We start from the raw sequence: 15,820 nt of genomic DNA on the forward strand, positions 1-15,820 counted from the left end.
GCCCAGCGATCAAAATCACTCAGGCGAGAAGCGGGAAGCTTCTGCTTTTGACTACATTATCGTACCAATTTTATTTAACTTTGTCAACAGACTTTGATTTAGAATCATCGTCATCGTTTCTAGAATAGGTAGCAATATCATGAAGAACTTCAGAGATAAAGTCATCGATCGACATATCTCTACTATTATCTTCACCATATTTACGAACTGAGACCGTATTGTTCTTAATCTCATCATCACCAACAACAATTGTATATGGAATCTTCTTAGTTTGTGCATCTCTAATTAGATAGCCCATCTTTTCACCACGTTCGTCAACGTTGGAACGCAATTTTAAGGCACGGAATTTTTCGTTTAACTTACGTGCATAATCACCGTGCTTATCATCACTGACCGGGATGATCTGAATCTGATCAGGTGCAAGCCAAGTTGGAAAGGCCCCCTTATACATCTCAATTAGATAAGCTGTAAATCTTTCCATTGTTGAAACAATCCCTCTATGAATCATAACAGGACGATGTTCCTTCCCATCTTCTCCAACATAGTGAAGATCAAATCGTTCTGGCAACATGAAGTCTAACTGAATGGTAGATAAAGTTTCTTCATTTCCAAGAGCCGTCTTAGTTTGAACGTCAAGTTTTGGACCATAAAAGGCCGCTTCACCTTCCGCTTCAACATAATCCAGGCCTAAATCGTCCATAGCACCCTTTAACATTGTTTGTGCCTTATTCCACATTGCATCATCATCAAAGTACTTTTTAGTGTTCTTAGGATCACGATAACTCAATCTGAAAGTATAATTATTAATATCAAAGTCATGGTAAACTTCCATCATCAAATTCAAGATCTTTTTAAATTCTTCTTGGATTTGATCTGGAGCAACAAAAGTGTGACCATCATTCAAAGTCATTTCACGAACTCGTTGTAAACCACTAAGAGCACCAGATTTTTCGTATCGATGCATCATTCCTAATTCAGCAATTCGTAATGGTAGTTCCTTATATGAACGAATATGGTGGTTATAAATTTGAATATGTGATGGACAATTCATTGGACGAAGCTCAAGCATTTCGTCATCATCCATCTTCATTGGTGGGAACATGTCATCTCGATAATGATCCCAGTGACCAGACTGCTTGTACAAGTCAAGATTAGCTAGGACTGGAGTGTAAACATGTTGGTAACCATGTGCAATTTCCTTGTCAGTAATATAACGTTCGATGGTTCGACGAATCGTAGCACCCTTTGGCATCCAATAAGGAAGTCCTGCACCAACCTTAGGATCAACAAAGAACAGATCAAGGTTATTCCCAATCACACGATGATCACGTTCCTTAGCTTCTTTACGGTGCTTTAAATCCTCATCCAAGGCATCTGCTTTAAAGAAAGCTGTTCCATAAATTCGTTGAAGCATTGGGTTTGATGACTTACCTTCCCAGTAAGCACCAGCAACTGACAATAGCTTAAAGTGCTTAAGATCTTTTAGACTTGGAGCAACAACACCCTGTGCCAATGTTTTGACACCATCAATGCTATAAAAAAGAATGTTATCTGAATCAATTTTAGCAATTAATTTAGCTTGGTAAGGATCGCCATCAACTTCTTTTAATGCATCATCTTTACTTAAGTAAACTCTGTTAACGGTTGCATTGTTTTTGATGATTTTTTTCATTTTAGAAGCTAATTCTTCAAGTTCATCTGAACTAACCTGACGATCTTCCTTATCAGTGTCAACAAAGAAACCATCCTTATCAGCAGAAATTTCACCAATTCTGATATCATGATACTTCTCTTTTACCGCTGTCTCTAGCAACTGAGCAGCACCTTGTCGTAAAATTTGAAGACTTTCATCCGAACCAGAGGTAATAATATCAATCTTGCCACCTTGGTCTAAGGGTTGCATTAGATCGATCATTTTACCATCCAATTTAGCAGCCACGGCTTTTTTAGCCAAACTAACTGAAATTGACTTAGCAATGTCTTCAGCAGTTACACCAGAATCAAATTCCTTCTTGTTGCCATCTGGAAATTCAAATGATAATTTAGCCATTCTATTCATTCCTTTCATAAAAAAAGTCCCTAGTAAATAAATACTAGGGACGCCATTTAGCGCGGTTCCACCCAAATTCGTCCATAAACTGGACATCTCGTTTAAAACCTATTATTAATGTCATTAAATAAAGGCGGTAAGTCAATTACTCCAAACAGATAGTTTCCAGAAAACCTATCCTCTCTGTGAATCTTGTAATTACTCATATCCTTAACAACTATCAGTCTAAACAACGACTTGTTTCATGTCAAGAATAATCCTTATTTATTCCGTCGGTTTCTGCCGTTTAATTCGACTGGCCTTGATAAAAATTTTATCCGTTCCATCAAACGCTTGGCCTTCAAGGGTTCGTCATCACCCTGCGAATTGATTTTTAGATGCTCTTCTTCCAATTGATCCATCGAAAAATTAGAACTGAAAAAAGTCGGAAGTTCATTTTGCATTCGATATTCTAAAATTACGCCAAGGATATCATCCCGAATCCAAGATGACATCGAGTCCGCCCCAATATCATCAATCATCAAAATCGGCGCGGTTTTAATTTCATCAAGTTTTCCACCAACTTGATTATTTCCAATTGCATTTTTAATTTCCACTGCAAAGCTAGGAAAGTGAATCAGAACAGTACTAAAGCCATCTGATGCTAATCGGTTAGCAATTGCTCCAAGTAGATAGGTCTTCCCAACTCCAAATGGACCATACAAGTACAATGCCTGCTGAAATTGCTTGGGATTGTCCTCATATGATTCAATAAAGTCAAGGGATTTCTCAAGTGCCTCAGCCCGATCAGCCGTTTGATCATAATTACTAAGACTTGCTTCCTTGATTCCCTTTGGCATTGAAATGGATTTAATTCGAGAAGCAAATTGTTCCTGCTTCTGCTTATTAATCAATGCTTGAGTTGGTCGATAAGAAACATCAATTAGATGATCACTTAAAACTAACGTGGGTTGATAACCCTTAGCAAAGTTTTCATTACCATCTTTTAATTTCTTCTTTTCATTTACAAACTCATACAATTTAGAAGCCGACCGTTTCACTACGTCATCACTAAGCTCTTTTTGGTGTTCTTTTAAAAATTGTTTTACGTCAGGATTAGAATAAACAGAATTCATTAATTGTTGGTAATTCTGATTGAGATTTTTCTTTTTCATCAACTCATTCATTTCATCACTAACATTTTTCATGTTTATTCATCTCCTGACTTTTTATTCAATGACTTTAATTTTTCCGAAATTCGTTTTCGTTGTTCATCAGAAAGTTGCTTATCACTTTGCTTTGCTTTTCCTGGCTTTGCCCAATCAGGAAGAGTTTCTCTGACGTTTCCATGTTTTCTATAGTTTCTTTTTCTATTACCTTTACTCTGAACTTGATTTTCCTGATGATGCTTAATGTCATTAATTGCTGCCGCAGCACCATTAATTTTTCTTTGTGACCAATCATTAGCAATGGTATCAATCAAATTTTTATTGATAGTTGGTTTCTCCTCATCAATTAAAATATGATAAACAAGCATGTTAATGGCACCATTACTTAACGTATTACGATTAACTAATTCCGATAAAATTCGTTCTTCCGCAGAAGTCGTGAATCCACCCTTCTCATTCTTTAAAGAATCAAGAAAATCAACCGGAGCGGAAGTCTCCGCAATTTGCGCCAACTGTTGTTCTTGAGATGATAAATCTGATTTACCCTTAACCACTTCAGAAGTTTGGTTAGATCCATCGTTTGAATTCTTAACGTTCATTTGACTTCTTCTTGAAACTAAAATCTTAAACTTTTTGGGATCAAAGCGATTATTAACTAAATTACTAGCTTTTTCAACGTATTGGGCCATCTCAATTTCACTAATTCCGTATAAACGATTGGTGTTACTTAATAACGTTTCATACTTCTTAATACTCTCGGTTTCAACAAAGGAGTTATCTAAAATATTCAATAATAACTTAAAATCAAATTGATCATTTTGGAGTTTGTCATTGGATTGATCTTCAACTTGACTGGTCTTATTTTTGACCTTTTTAATCACATCGGGTTGGTTATTTACCTGATTATTATTAACGGAAAATACCTGTAAAAAATTATGAGTTTGATCATCTAAATCACTAAAGTCAAATTGTTTCGGTAACATCTGATCCGATAGTTGTAAATAACGATCTTCGCCCACCATTTCTAATAATAGTAGACTAAGCAAACTATCATTAAAAAACAAATCAGGCTCCAAGGGAGTAACAAGATCATACTTGTATAATCCCATTTCGTCAGAATGATCCAGGTATGTTTTAAGTAATCCAGCACCTTCAAGCTTCATCAATGCATTCTGAAGTTCCTTGGCATCAATTCCCAAATCAGACATCAATTCAAAGTTAACGTGCCGACTATCATCAACTAACCATAAAAATTTGTATAAAGCATACGCATTTTTCCCAATGATTGGCATGTACAACAAGTCAATATAATAGTGTTCAACGTTACTAATTGGTCGTTTTCGATAAACTTCAAAGTCACTTTTAGGATTAATTCCGTTGATCATTCTTTATTCTTATCCTCGTTATTCTCTTCTTCATCATCCATCAATTCTTTGAGTTTGTTATAAAAGACAGACATATCTTTAAACTGTCGATAAACACTTGCAAAGCGAATATAGGCAATCTCGTCAACCTCTTTTAATCCCTTCATAACACCCTCACCAATTGTCTGGCTTGAAACCTCATGACTACCATCATCAGCGTCATAGGCAATTTTTTCAACTTTATCAACAATGTGATTCATCTGTTCCATAGAAACTGGTCGCTTTTCGGAAGATCTTACGATTCCTCTTAAAATTTTAGAGCGATTGAATTCTTCCCGGTCACCATTCTTTTTTACAACTAACAGTGGCGTGGATTCAATGATTTCAAAAGTAGTGAAGCGAAATCCGCATTCTTCGCACTCTCTTCGCCGACGAATACTTTCGCCATCTTTAACACGACGACTTTCTAAAACTTTTGAACCAATATGATGGCATCGTGGACATTGCATTTTTTCACCTTCATTAACTACACATCACTTACTAATGTGTACCAATCCTTAACCAATGATTTCAACTGAGCTGGAGTTCCTGAATTATCAATACACCAATCCGATAATTGGGACTTAATCGACTGTGACCATTGCGAACCAATCATTTTACTTGCTTGACTAATCGAAACGTTATTTCTTTTCATTAACCGTCTTATTTGAATCATAGGATCACACGTAACCATAAGATTACCATCCGTCAGGGTTTGAAAACCATTTTCAAAAAGAGTTGGCGCATTTAAAATTACTAAATGACGATCTTGTAACTGATTTAGTTCCTCTTTGACAGTCCGAAAGACAAATGGATTAACGATCTGAACCAATTGCTTCATTTTATCATGATCTGTAAACACCATTTTACCCAAAACCTTTCGGTTAACTTGGCCATTACTAATTGATGCAGGGCCAAACAATTCGTAAATTTGTTGAATTAAATCATGGTTATTCTGTTCTAATTCATGTGTAACTGCATCTAAATCAAGCGTAGGAATTCCCAGTGCAATTAAATCATCACTGGCTGCCGATTTTCCAGTTGCAATTCCACCCGTTAACCCAATTACTTTACTCACTCAAATCACCATGAACTCTTTGACAGTATGGACAAAAGCTGGTTCCTCTCTGAGCAACTTTGATTTTTTCGATGGGAGTTCCACATCGTTCGCATGGTTGCCCCTTCTTACCATAAACATGAAGATGATTTTGAAAGCTACCTTCCTCACCAAAAGCATTTTTATAGGTAAAAACCGTGGTCCCATGACCTTTGATTGCCAACTGAATTTCTTTAATAATATTTTCTCTTAGGGTCTCAATCTCTTGATCACTTAAATAATTAGTAGCTTGTTCGGGATGAATTTTTGACAACCACAGTGTTTCATCAGCATAAATATTTCCAATCCCAGCAATATTAGATTGATCTAACAAAAAAGCTTTGATTTTTCGATGTGATTTATGCAACTGTTTTTTTAAATAGTCAAACGTTAAATCTTCTTCAGTCGGCTCAGGGCCAATTTTATTCAATCCCGACAAGTCATAAACTTGAGAATCCTTAACTAAATTCATTTTACCGAATTTTCTTGTATCGTTATACCGCAATTCACGTTCATCATTTAAATGAAAAACAACGTAAGTGTGTTTTTGGTTCTCAGTTCCCTCAGGAACAACGTCATATTTCCCTTCCATTCGCAAATGAGAAACTAACGTATAATCATCGCTTAAGCGAATTAAAAGATACTTTCCTCTTCGATCAATCTGTAGAATTTCTTTTCCAGCTAACATGTTTTCAAATTCCTTAGCTGGCATATTCAACATTTTTGGATACAAAGCATCCACAGATACAATTGTTGTACCTTGTACAAGATTGGTTAAACCTCTTCTGATTGTTTCAACCTCAGGTAACTCAGGCATCCCTACACCCCATTATTTTTTAATATCATACCAATTTGGACCATAATGACTTTCAACCTTTAATGGTACATCTAAATCAACTGCTGAATCCATAATACCTGGAACTAATTTTTCCAACACTGGAATTTCATCCTTTGGTGCTTCAAAAATTAATTCATCATGAATTTGAAGTAACATCGTAGCTTTTAAACCACGCTTTTTTAATTCCCTTTGCATCCTAATCATCGCAACCTTAACAATATCAGCAGCACTTCCCTGAATTGGGGAATTCATTGCGGTTCTTTCAGCAAATGAACGCTTCTGAAATTGTTTAGAGTTAATGTCTGGCAAATAACGGCGACGCTTCATGATGGTCTCCGCGTAACCATGATCCTCAGCAAACTTTACACTATCTTCGGTATACTTTTTAACACCTGGATATTCCCTAAAATACTTATCAATGAATTCCTGAGCCCGTTTTCTGGAAATCCCAGTATTCTTAGCCAGTCCATAAGCACTAATTCCATACACAATTCCAAAGTTTACGGCTTTAGCCTGTCTTCTAAGCTCTGAAGTTACATCCTCATTACTTGGTAGTTCAAAAATCCTTCGTGCAGTAGCGGCATGAATATCTTCACCATTTTTAAACGCTTCCTGCATATTCTTATCCCCAGAAATGGCCGCTAAAACTCTTAGTTCAACTTGAGAATAATCAGATGAAAAGAGCTCCCAATCCTTGTGACGTGGAACAAATGCTTCTCGAATTTTGCGGCCTTCCTCAGTTCGAACGGGGATGTTTTGCAAGTTTGGATCAACCGATGATAATCGACCAGTCTGAGTTAACGTTTGCAAATAACGGGTATGAACCTTATGATCGCGGGAATAAATATCCTTCTTAATTCCATCAATATAGGTTGAAATTAGTTTTGAAAGCTGTCTGTAAGCTAACACATTATCGATAATTGGATTTAATCCAGCCAGTTTTTCTAAGACATCAACTGAAGTTGAATACCCGGTCTTAGTTTTTTTAACTACTGGTAGTTTTAGTTTATCAAACAGAATCTCACCCAATTGTTTTGGCGAGCCGATGTTAAACTCTTCACCGGCTTCTTGATAAATAGCCTGTTCAATTTCAGAAAGATGCTCGGTAAACTTACTTTTAAGTGCTTCTAAAGTATCAACATCAACGGTAATTCCCTCAATTTCCATCTCGCTTAGGACATAAGATAAAGGAACTTCCATGTTGCGATAAAGATCCAATTGATTGTGCTTTTTCAGATCGTCAATCATTTTATCCTTTAATTCATCAATTGCCAATGCTTTTCTAACAATGTGAGTAAAAAAGACATGATCATCAGCCGGAATTTCTTTTTTCTTCCCGGTTCCATAAACTTCACTATCCGGCTTAACCCCATAGTAATTATGACGATTAGCCACCTTAGCGAGATCATTACTGTTATCCAAGGTGTTCAACAGGTACGATGCAAGCAACATATCAAAATCAACACTATTTAACTTTATGTTCTCCCGATTTGCAGCCACAATCTGAGCTTTGGCGTCAAAAACATTCTTTTTAATGTTTTTATTCTCTAAAATGTTTTTTATTTTGGGATCATCTAAGAGATCAATATCACGACTTACATACCAGTGGTTCTGATTACCAATAACAAAACCTGCAAAGGGTGCCACGTGATAATTTTCCTCCAGCATTTCAATGTTAAACACAATTTCTCCAGATAGCTGGTCTAATTCATCCAAATTATCCTTAGTTAATACAGTATATTTAACGTCTGGAAGCTTTTCAGCATCCTGATTACTAGCACCTTCCATTTCTCGTAAAAATGATTTCATATTCATTTTTTTATAAAAATCAACTAATTTGTCATTATCAGCCCCATCATATTTCAAATCTGACAATGAAATTGTGAGTGGTGCATCACGATCAATAGTAGCTAATTTTTTCGAAAGCAAAGCCTGATCTTTGTCCCTAATTAGATGTTCTTTTAATTTTTTACCAGAAACCTTATCAATGTGCTCATAAAGGTTCTCAATACTTCCAAATTGCTGAATTAATTTTACAGCGGTCTTAGGGCCAACCTTTTCAACTCCAGGATAGTTATCCGAATTATCACCTTGAAGTCCCTTGACATCAATAATTTGTTCCGGGGTAATTCCCATCGTCTCTTTTACAAATGCGGGAGTATACTTCTCAATTTCACTAACACCCTTCTTGGAAATCGCAACGGTCACTTTATCCGAACAAAGTTGAGTAAGATCACGATCACCAGTTATGATAGTGACATGATAACCCCTTTTCGAGGCTTCTTCAGCAAGGGTTCCAATAATATCGTCAGCTTCATAATTTTTTAGTTCATAGGTTTTAATACCACGATCATGCAGTAAGTCCATAACAAATGGAAACTGTTCTCGCAATTCATCGGGCATTTTGGCGCGTCCAGCCTTATAATCTTCATACATTTTGGTTCTAAAGGTTGTCTTTCCTGCATCAAAAGCAGCAAGGGCTGACGTAGGTTGAACATCCTTTAAAATATCGTCTAGCATTCGGTTAAAGCCATAAATGGCAGTGGTATGCAAGCCATCTTCGTTGGTAAAACGCTCCAATGAAGTAAATAACGCAAAGAATGCTTTATACGTTAAAGAGTTCCCGTCAATTAATAATAATTTCTTGTCTGCCATAAAATTCTCCTTTAGAATTAATTACTATTATTTTAACACTTATAATCAATTCAACTGCGAAAAAAAACATGACCCGTTCGGTCATGTTTTTTATGTTAATCTCGATTATTTCCAAAAATGCCAAAGATTTCGAGAAGGAAAGTAAATAAGTTAAGAAAATCAAGATATAACTGAAGTGCTCCTGAAATTGCTAGCCCATTGACATTAATTTCACCAGCATATTGATTGTACATTTTCTTTAAGTTTTGAGTATCAGTAGCACTCAAAGCAGTAAAGATAATGATTCCAATTGCTGAAATAAATAATTCAATCCAAGGATTTCTCAAGAACAAATTAATTACCATCGCAATGATTAAAGCAATCAAAGCGGCAAATAATTGAGTACTCAACTTAGTTAAATCCTTATGGGTGGTAAATCCAATTGCACTCATCACTAAGAAGATACTTGCGCTGGATACTAATGCTGCACCAATGGTTCCTAGGTTGAAGGCAATGAAAATGTAACTAAGCGAAAAACCAGTTAGAACCGAGAAGACTAATAAACCAATAAAACTTAACGTCGGATTGCTTTGAGCAAATCCTGAAATCACAAATGAAATAATAAACCAAACTACTAATATGACTAAGCCAGAAGCTCCACTACTAATGTTTGGCATAAAAACACTACTTAAATATGCAGAAATAGCAGAAATCAACACTGCAATTCCCATAATCCCGTATACTTTGGTAAAAAACGCGTTGAGTCCTGCGTTGTCTCCAACCATTCGACGACCACTTTCTCCATCAAAATTATTCATTTTTTATTCTCCTTTAATTAACCTTCTTGCTCAAGTGACTTAATAATTCTTCATACGCCCTCTCATATTTTTGAATATCTCCAGCACCCATAAATATTACCACGGCATCGTGATATTGCAACAGAGGAGACATATTTTCTTCCTCAATCAGGCCACCATCTTTGGTAATCTTATTGACTAAGTCCTCACTTTTAACGTGTCCAGACTTTTCTCTAGGCGAACTATAAATTTTAGTAACGTAAACTTTATCAGCTTTACTCAAAGTTTTAGCAAAATCATCAAGGTATGCAATGGTACGACTAAAAGTATGGGGTTGAAAAACAGCAATAATTTCCTTATTTGGATATTCCTGTCTTGCAGCATCCAAAGTAGCTTTAATCTCAGATGGATGGTGAGCATAATCATCAATGATCGTCATATCGCCAACTTTAATCTGAGAGAAACGACGCTTAACTCCCTTAAAGGTCTGAAGTTCTCGTCTAATTTCATCTAAGTTAACGTCTTCAAAGTAAGCAACTGCGATTACGGCTAATGAATTCAAGACGTTATGTTCACCATACAATGGAATACTAAATTCTCCGAGATCTTTTCCATTATACTTAACGTTAAAAGTTGATCCGGCAGTTGTTCTCTTGATGTCAACAGCCTGAAAATCATCATCATCACTAGTTCCATAGTAATAAATGGGAACCGACGCCTTTAGCTTTCTTAAGTTCTTATCATCGCCCCAAGCAAAAATAGCTTTCTTCACTTGATTTGCAAACGTTTGAAATGCATCAAACACATCTTCAATCCCGGTGTAATAATCAGGATGATCAAAATCAATGTTAGTCATAATTGCATAATCTGGATAAGTAGCTAGAAAATGTCGGCGATACTCATCAGCTTCATAAACAAAGAAACGAGCATCAGGAGTTCCCTTACCAGATCCATCACCAATCAAAAAGTCAGTTGGAGCAATGCCACCAAGTACGTGAGATAGTAACCCAGTTGTACTGGTTTTACCATGGGCTCCACAAACCCCAATACTCGTGTAACCTTCAATTAATTCTTCAAGAAAATCTGGATAACTATAAATTTTTAATCCTAATTCTTCGGCTCTCTCAATCTCAGGATGAGTATCAGGGAAAGAATTACCCTTAATAATGGTCATTCCCTTTTTGATATTATCAGGATTAAATGGTTCAATCTTAATTCCAGCATTTTCTAGTCCCTGCTGGGTAAATGTATATTTCTCAATGTCAGATCCCATGACTTTGCAGCCACGATCATGCAGAATCAGTGCCATTGCACTCATTCCGGTACCTTTAATTCCCACAAAAAAATAAGTGGTATTTTTATTAATATTAGTCATTTTAGTTGGAATTCCCCTTTTTATTGTCTGATTTAATCATACCAATTAAAGTAACGAAAATCTAAGAATTTAGATATTCAATTTAGCAAGTTCTTTCTCATTTAAATAAACATCCCGCGGCTTCGAACCATGCTCACCTGAAATGAAGTTATTTTGTTCCAGATCATCAATAATACTAGCTGCTCGATTATATCCGATTGAAAAGACTCGTTGCAACTTAGAAGTAGAAATTCCATCTTCTTTGGCAATGTACTTTAAGACTGATTTCCATAAATCATCGTGTTGTTGAGCTTGTTCGGCACTTTTTAGTAATGATTTAGGTTGAAATTCATATTTTGGTGTTTCCTGACTCCGTACTTGTGCACATACTCTCTCAACTTCTTGATTCGTCACAAATGCACTTTGAAGTCGGACTGGCTGACTGGCCCCACTACCAAGATAAAGCATATCACCCTTACCAAGTAGTCGTTCTGCCCCACTTTGATCAATAATGGTTCTTGAATCAACCTGACTAGATACCATAAATGCAATTCTAGTAGGAATGTTATTTTTAATCGTTCCAGTAACAATGTCCACACTTGGTCGTTGAGTAGCAACAATCAAATGGATCCCAGCAGCTCGGGCTTTCTGTGTAATTCTTACAATATAATCCTGAACTTCATTTGATGCAACCATCATTAAATCAGCCAGCTCATCAATTACAACCAGAATTTGAGGCATCTTATCAGCATCGCGTCCACTCTTGTGGGCCTGTTGGTTATATTGCGTAAGATTTCTTACCCCGGCAGCCGCCAATCGTTCGTAACGATTATCCATTTCTTCAGTAACCCATTTAAGGGCTGCCGAGGCTTCTTTTGGATCAGAAACAACTGGTGTCAAAAGATGTGGAATTCCATTATAAGGTGCTAATTCCACCGCTTTAGGATCAATCAAAATCATTCTTAAATCACGTGGAGAGTTTCGATACAATAAGGAAACCAACAAACTGTTTATAAACACACTTTTTCCAGAACCAGTTGCTCCAGCAATCAAAGCATGTGGCATTTTCTGAATGTCAGCAGTCTTGGATACTCCACCAATACTCATTCCAAGTGCAACTTCTAAAAGTGATTGACTATCAGAGAAAGAACTTGAATTCAAAATTTCAGACAACATTACTGGTCTTGGCTTGGGGTTTGGAATTTCAATTCCAACCGTTGACTTTCCAGGAATTGGTGCTTCAATTCGAATGTCTTTTGCAGCTAACGCCATCTTTAAATCATCAGTAAGATTGGTGATCTTACTGACTTTAACTCCCAACTCTAACTTTACTTGGAACTGAGTTACCGTTGGACCATCCGTCCAATCAACCACATGACCATGAACCCCAAACGCCTTTAAAGTATCATCTAGCGTTTGGACTTGTTTTTCAATCCATTCACTTAACCCATCATCAGAAGAAGAAACTGGTGGATTTAACAGATCCTTTTTAGGAAATTGATATTCTGCCCTTCCCTGATTAGGCTCCACTAAATGGTCATTTTGATCGTTTGGGTTTTCGATAACTGAATTACCATGTTCCTCAACTGGTTTTGTTTTCTCTTCAACATGATGATCAAGATCATCATGTTGAAGTCGAACCTCATTTGGTTGATCAGTATCATCATTTTGAAGTTGGACATTATTTGGCTGATTAATTTCTTTTCTCGATTCATCATTTACATTATCGTGATGAGACTTGGATGCCGATTCATTTGACTTTAACTTAGAACCTTCATCCTTGCCATCACTAAATAATGCCAAGTTAGCTGCCAATCCACTTTCCTCTTTAAAAATATCAGCAAGTGAATGGCCAAGTTCCCTGTCACCATCAGGACTTTCTTTATCATTTTCTGAGTTATCCACAGCCTCTGAGTTATCCACAATGTTTTCATTATTATTTACATTATCCTTCATGATTGGCTGTGTGTCGTTATCCCAAACATTTAGGTCATCATTCGGGATTGCACCCGGATCTTTAGGATCCAAATAAAGAACAAAATCATCATCGCTCTTTTCCAATTCAACTGCAGCATCCTCATATGGTTTACTAATGGAGTGATTAATTGAGTAAAAATTATCATTTTGAGCACGTGAACGTGGAGTAAACTCCTTAGTTCTTTCAACTAAAGAATTCCGTGATTCAACATAGTGCTTTTTATCATCCTTGAATCGTAGTTGGAAATTACTCCGATACTTGGGTTGATAACGAGAACTAAAATGATTCTGTTTAACATCAGAATCATCATTATGAATGACTTTTTTATTCGGTTGCTTGGTTGACTTTTGCAAATCATTAATTTTTCTATCGCTATTTTTAAAGGGAACTTTCCCATTAAAATACTTACGATAAAATGCTGGTCCATCATAATGTTCCAATTTACTCACCCTTAAAGAATTATGTATAAAAAAACGAATAGAAACTATTCGTTAAAAAGATTTTTTGCCTTCTCAAAATCAAATGGTTCCCCAACTTGGTAAGAATCTGGCAAGATAAGTGCTCCAGGTCGATCCGGAGCATTAGGAATTCTTAGTTCTCTTCCAGAACAAATCATCCCATCGCTTTTTACTCCCCGAAGTTCACCAGGCCAAATAATTTGTCCATTTGGCATCATGGCACCAACTTCAGCTACTACAACTTTAATTCCTTGCTGCATGTTAGGTGATCCACTCACTAATTGAAGTACTTTATCATTTTGCACTCTTGTCTGGGTTACATGCAAATGATCAGATTTGGGGTGATCCTCCATTTTTTCAACATACCCAACGATAAATTTAGGATCACTTTTAAGCGGTAATTTTTCTTTAAATCCCGCTTGATTTAATTTGTTATTTAATTTTTTTACGTCCGCAGTTGAAAGCTCAACCTGACCGTCTTTAGATTTCAAATCATCAAGGACTTCGCTGGCATCAAAAATATTATAACCAACTACTTCTCCAGCATTATCCTTAATTTGAACAACATTGTCTGATTCAGACACACTCTGTGGATCTGATCCTTCGCCCAGAACGATAATTAAAACGTCACCCATCTGAGTTGGATTATAACTTGCAATCATCAAATTTAATCACTCCCGAGTTTATTGTGGAAGAGATTTAATAAAGTCTTCAACTTGTGCTTTAGTCTTACGATCCTTATTAACTAATCTTCCTGTTTCAACACCATTATCAAACGCAACAAAACTTGGAATACCAAAAATGTTCATTTCTTTAGCTAAGTCAAGATTGTCATCACGATCAACGGCAATAAATTTGTAGTTTGGAAAATCTTTTACAATTTCTGGCATAGCAGGCTTGATAAATGTGCAATCCGGACACCATGTGGCCGAGAAAAACAAAATGTATTTTCCGTTCTTGATTTTTTGCTTTAATTCTTCAAGATTCATTACTGGTAATTGTTCCATAGTATCCCTCCTAAACATTAATATTATAACCCACTAAGATTAAAAATGTTATATAATAAATTAAACAAATCAAATCGAAGGGATGCTTTTATGATCGTAAAACATAAATTAGCTTTCATTACCGGGACAGCTATTGCTGGGGCAACATTGTACTCACTGATTCGACACAAACAAGAACGTGATCAAGATAAGGTTAGACGTCATTTATCCGATACTCTTACTAAGAAATTTGATAACAGTGAACTTTATGGGTATTGGATTGATTTCAATCAAAATGAGGATGGTCAGTTTATCGGTGGTATCAACCTACTAGATGATGATAATAATAATATCAAATCCTATGGATTTACATTCGATCTAGCTAACGATGAGATCAATAACATCAAACTTTTGAATACTGAATCAATTAATTAGTCAACGAATTGGGCCACAATCTTATAGATTGGGCCTTTTTCTTTAAATTTTTCTTCATATTCAGTTTCGACGTTATCTTTCACTGCATCACTATCGTGCAAGTTAAGGTTTACCGTTTCAAACTTCATCCCAAAATTATTTAAACTAACCAAAGAATATTCAAACAATCCTCGATTATCTGTTTTAAATTCTAATTCAGCCCGATCTGGTAGAACATCTTGATAACTTTGCAGAAAATGTGGCGAGGTTAATCGACGTTTGGTATGCCGTTTTTTAGGCCATGGATCAGAAAAGTTTAAGAAAATTTTTGCAATCTCACCCTTTTTAAAAAAGGTATTAACTAAGCCACCATCAGTGTGAATCAGCTGTACATTACTTAAGTGGTCATTTACAACCTTCTTTAAAGTCATGGCAATTACTGACTTTTGAATTTCAATCCCAATGAAATTAATGTTGGGATTTTTTTCTGCCATTTCGGTAATAAACTTACCCTTGCCACAGCCAATTTCAACGTAAATTGGCGCATCATTAGGAAATCGACTTTCCCATTTACCAATGTATTTCTCCGGATCATCCACAATTGATTCAGGATGGTCCAAAATAAATTGATTTGCCCATGGTTTATTTCTAACTCTCATTATTT

General features: G+C 36.1%; 14 protein-coding genes and 1 other annotated feature (1 of these 15 running past the window's edge). Of the genes, 1 reads left to right on the forward strand and 13 read right to left on the reverse strand.

The annotated features are described in order from the left end of the window. Positions 1 to 53: a sequence feature (ribosomal protein L20 leader region), on the reverse strand (it extends 72 nt beyond the left edge of the window). A 17-nt stretch (positions 54 to 70) separates the two neighbouring features. The 12 genes from thrS to AC6UD2_RS04145 form a co-directional block, all read right to left on the reverse strand. Continuing rightward, a complete protein-coding gene (thrS, locus tag AC6UD2_RS04090) occupies positions 71 to 2,050 on the reverse strand; it encodes a threonine--tRNA ligase (protein WP_040472242.1) in 1,980 nt (659 codons plus the stop codon). 260 nt (positions 2,051 to 2,310) lie between these two features. Continuing rightward, a complete protein-coding gene (gene dnaI, locus AC6UD2_RS04095; protein ID WP_500698105.1) occupies positions 2,311 to 3,237 on the reverse strand; it encodes a primosomal protein DnaI in 927 nt (308 codons plus the stop codon). 2 nt (positions 3,238 to 3,239) lie between these two features. Continuing rightward, positions 3,240 to 4,583 (reverse strand): DnaD domain protein, encoded by a 1,344-nt coding sequence (locus tag AC6UD2_RS04100; protein WP_500698106.1) that lies wholly within the window; start codon positions 4,581 to 4,583, stop codon positions 3,240 to 3,242. Next, positions 4,580 to 5,071: a transcriptional regulator NrdR gene (gene nrdR / locus AC6UD2_RS04105; RefSeq protein WP_010021591.1), complete on the reverse strand. Its 492-nt coding sequence runs from the start codon at positions 5,069 to 5,071 to the stop codon at positions 4,580 to 4,582. Before nrdR ends, AC6UD2_RS04100 begins: the two co-directional genes overlap by 4 nt. 17 nt (positions 5,072 to 5,088) lie before the next feature. Further along, positions 5,089 to 5,679, reverse strand: coding sequence for a dephospho-CoA kinase (coaE, locus tag AC6UD2_RS04110; RefSeq protein WP_500698107.1), 591 nt, complete (start codon positions 5,677 to 5,679; stop codon positions 5,089 to 5,091). After that, positions 5,672 to 6,514 (reverse strand): DNA-formamidopyrimidine glycosylase, encoded by an 843-nt coding sequence (mutM, locus tag AC6UD2_RS04115; protein ID WP_039143902.1) that lies wholly within the window; start codon positions 6,512 to 6,514, stop codon positions 5,672 to 5,674. The genes coaE and mutM overlap by 8 nt, the downstream gene beginning before the upstream one ends. A 12-nt stretch (positions 6,515 to 6,526) precedes the next feature. After that, the gene (gene polA / locus AC6UD2_RS04120; protein ID WP_500698108.1) at positions 6,527 to 9,190 is read right to left on the reverse strand and encodes a DNA polymerase I; all 2,664 of its coding nucleotides are present in this window, start codon (positions 9,188 to 9,190) and stop codon (positions 6,527 to 6,529) included. 95 nt (positions 9,191 to 9,285) lie between these two features. After that, positions 9,286 to 9,987, reverse strand: a complete 702-nt coding sequence (locus AC6UD2_RS04125) for a Bax inhibitor-1/YccA family protein (RefSeq protein WP_010021598.1) — start codon at positions 9,985 to 9,987, stop codon at positions 9,286 to 9,288. A 13-nt stretch (positions 9,988 to 10,000) separates the two neighbouring features. Next, on the reverse strand, positions 10,001 to 11,332 hold the full coding sequence (murC, locus tag AC6UD2_RS04130; RefSeq protein ID WP_029327102.1) for a UDP-N-acetylmuramate--L-alanine ligase: 1,332 nt from the start codon (positions 11,330 to 11,332) through the stop codon (positions 10,001 to 10,003). Positions 11,333 to 11,410: 78 nt separating this feature from the next. After that, positions 11,411 to 13,738 (reverse strand): DNA translocase FtsK, encoded by a 2,328-nt coding sequence (locus tag AC6UD2_RS04135; protein WP_500698109.1) that lies wholly within the window; start codon positions 13,736 to 13,738, stop codon positions 11,411 to 11,413. Positions 13,739 to 13,782: 44 nt separating this feature from the next. After that, the gene (gene ytpR / locus AC6UD2_RS04140) at positions 13,783 to 14,421 is read right to left on the reverse strand and encodes a YtpR family tRNA-binding protein (RefSeq protein ID WP_500698110.1); all 639 of its coding nucleotides are present in this window, start codon (positions 14,419 to 14,421) and stop codon (positions 13,783 to 13,785) included. Positions 14,422 to 14,439: 18 nt separating this feature from the next. Beyond that, a complete protein-coding gene (locus AC6UD2_RS04145; RefSeq protein WP_010021602.1) occupies positions 14,440 to 14,763 on the reverse strand; it encodes a thioredoxin family protein in 324 nt (107 codons plus the stop codon). Positions 14,764 to 14,808: 45 nt separating this feature from the next. Between AC6UD2_RS04145 and AC6UD2_RS04150 the strand changes: the two genes are divergently transcribed. Then, the gene (locus AC6UD2_RS04150) at positions 14,809 to 15,177 is read left to right on the forward strand and encodes a hypothetical protein (RefSeq protein ID WP_147299363.1); all 369 of its coding nucleotides are present in this window, start codon (positions 14,809 to 14,811) and stop codon (positions 15,175 to 15,177) included. Here the strand turns inward: AC6UD2_RS04150 and trmB are convergent. Further along, positions 15,174 to 15,815 (reverse strand): tRNA (guanosine(46)-N7)-methyltransferase TrmB, encoded by a 642-nt coding sequence (gene trmB, locus AC6UD2_RS04155; RefSeq protein WP_039143890.1) that lies wholly within the window; start codon positions 15,813 to 15,815, stop codon positions 15,174 to 15,176. The two genes, AC6UD2_RS04150 and trmB, sit on opposite strands and share 4 nt — an antisense overlap. Positions 15,816 to 15,820: the final 5 nt, after the last annotated feature.

It is taken from the genome of Fructilactobacillus sp. X2R5C2 (genome assembly GCF_059901375.1).

Coding starts and splice junctions, on each gene's coding strand:
- thrS (WP_040472242.1), bottom strand. CDS start 2,050: ATGGCTAAATTATCATTTGAATTTCCAGATGGCAACAAGAAGGAATTT.
- dnaI (WP_500698105.1), bottom strand. CDS start 3,237: ATGAAAAATGTTAGTGATGAAATGAATGAGTTGATGAAAAAGAAAAAT.
- AC6UD2_RS04100 (WP_500698106.1), bottom strand. CDS start 4,583: ATGATCAACGGAATTAATCCTAAAAGTGACTTTGAAGTTTATCGAAAA.
- nrdR (WP_010021591.1), bottom strand. CDS start 5,071: ATGCAATGTCCACGATGCCATCATATTGGTTCAAAAGTTTTAGAAAGT.
- mutM (WP_039143902.1), bottom strand. CDS start 6,514: ATGCCTGAGTTACCTGAGGTTGAAACAATCAGAAGAGGTTTAACCAAT.
- polA (WP_500698108.1), bottom strand. CDS start 9,190: ATGGCAGACAAGAAATTATTATTAATTGACGGGAACTCTTTAACGTAT.
- AC6UD2_RS04125 (WP_010021598.1), bottom strand. CDS start 9,987: ATGAATAATTTTGATGGAGAAAGTGGTCGTCGAATGGTTGGAGACAAC.
- AC6UD2_RS04145 (WP_010021602.1), bottom strand. CDS start 14,763: ATGGAACAATTACCAGTAATGAATCTTGAAGAATTAAAGCAAAAAATC.
- AC6UD2_RS04150 (WP_147299363.1), top strand. CDS start 14,809: ATGTTATATAATAAATTAAACAAATCAAATCGAAGGGATGCTTTTATG.
- trmB (WP_039143890.1), bottom strand. CDS start 15,815: ATGAGAGTTAGAAATAAACCATGGGCAAATCAATTTATTTTGGACCAT.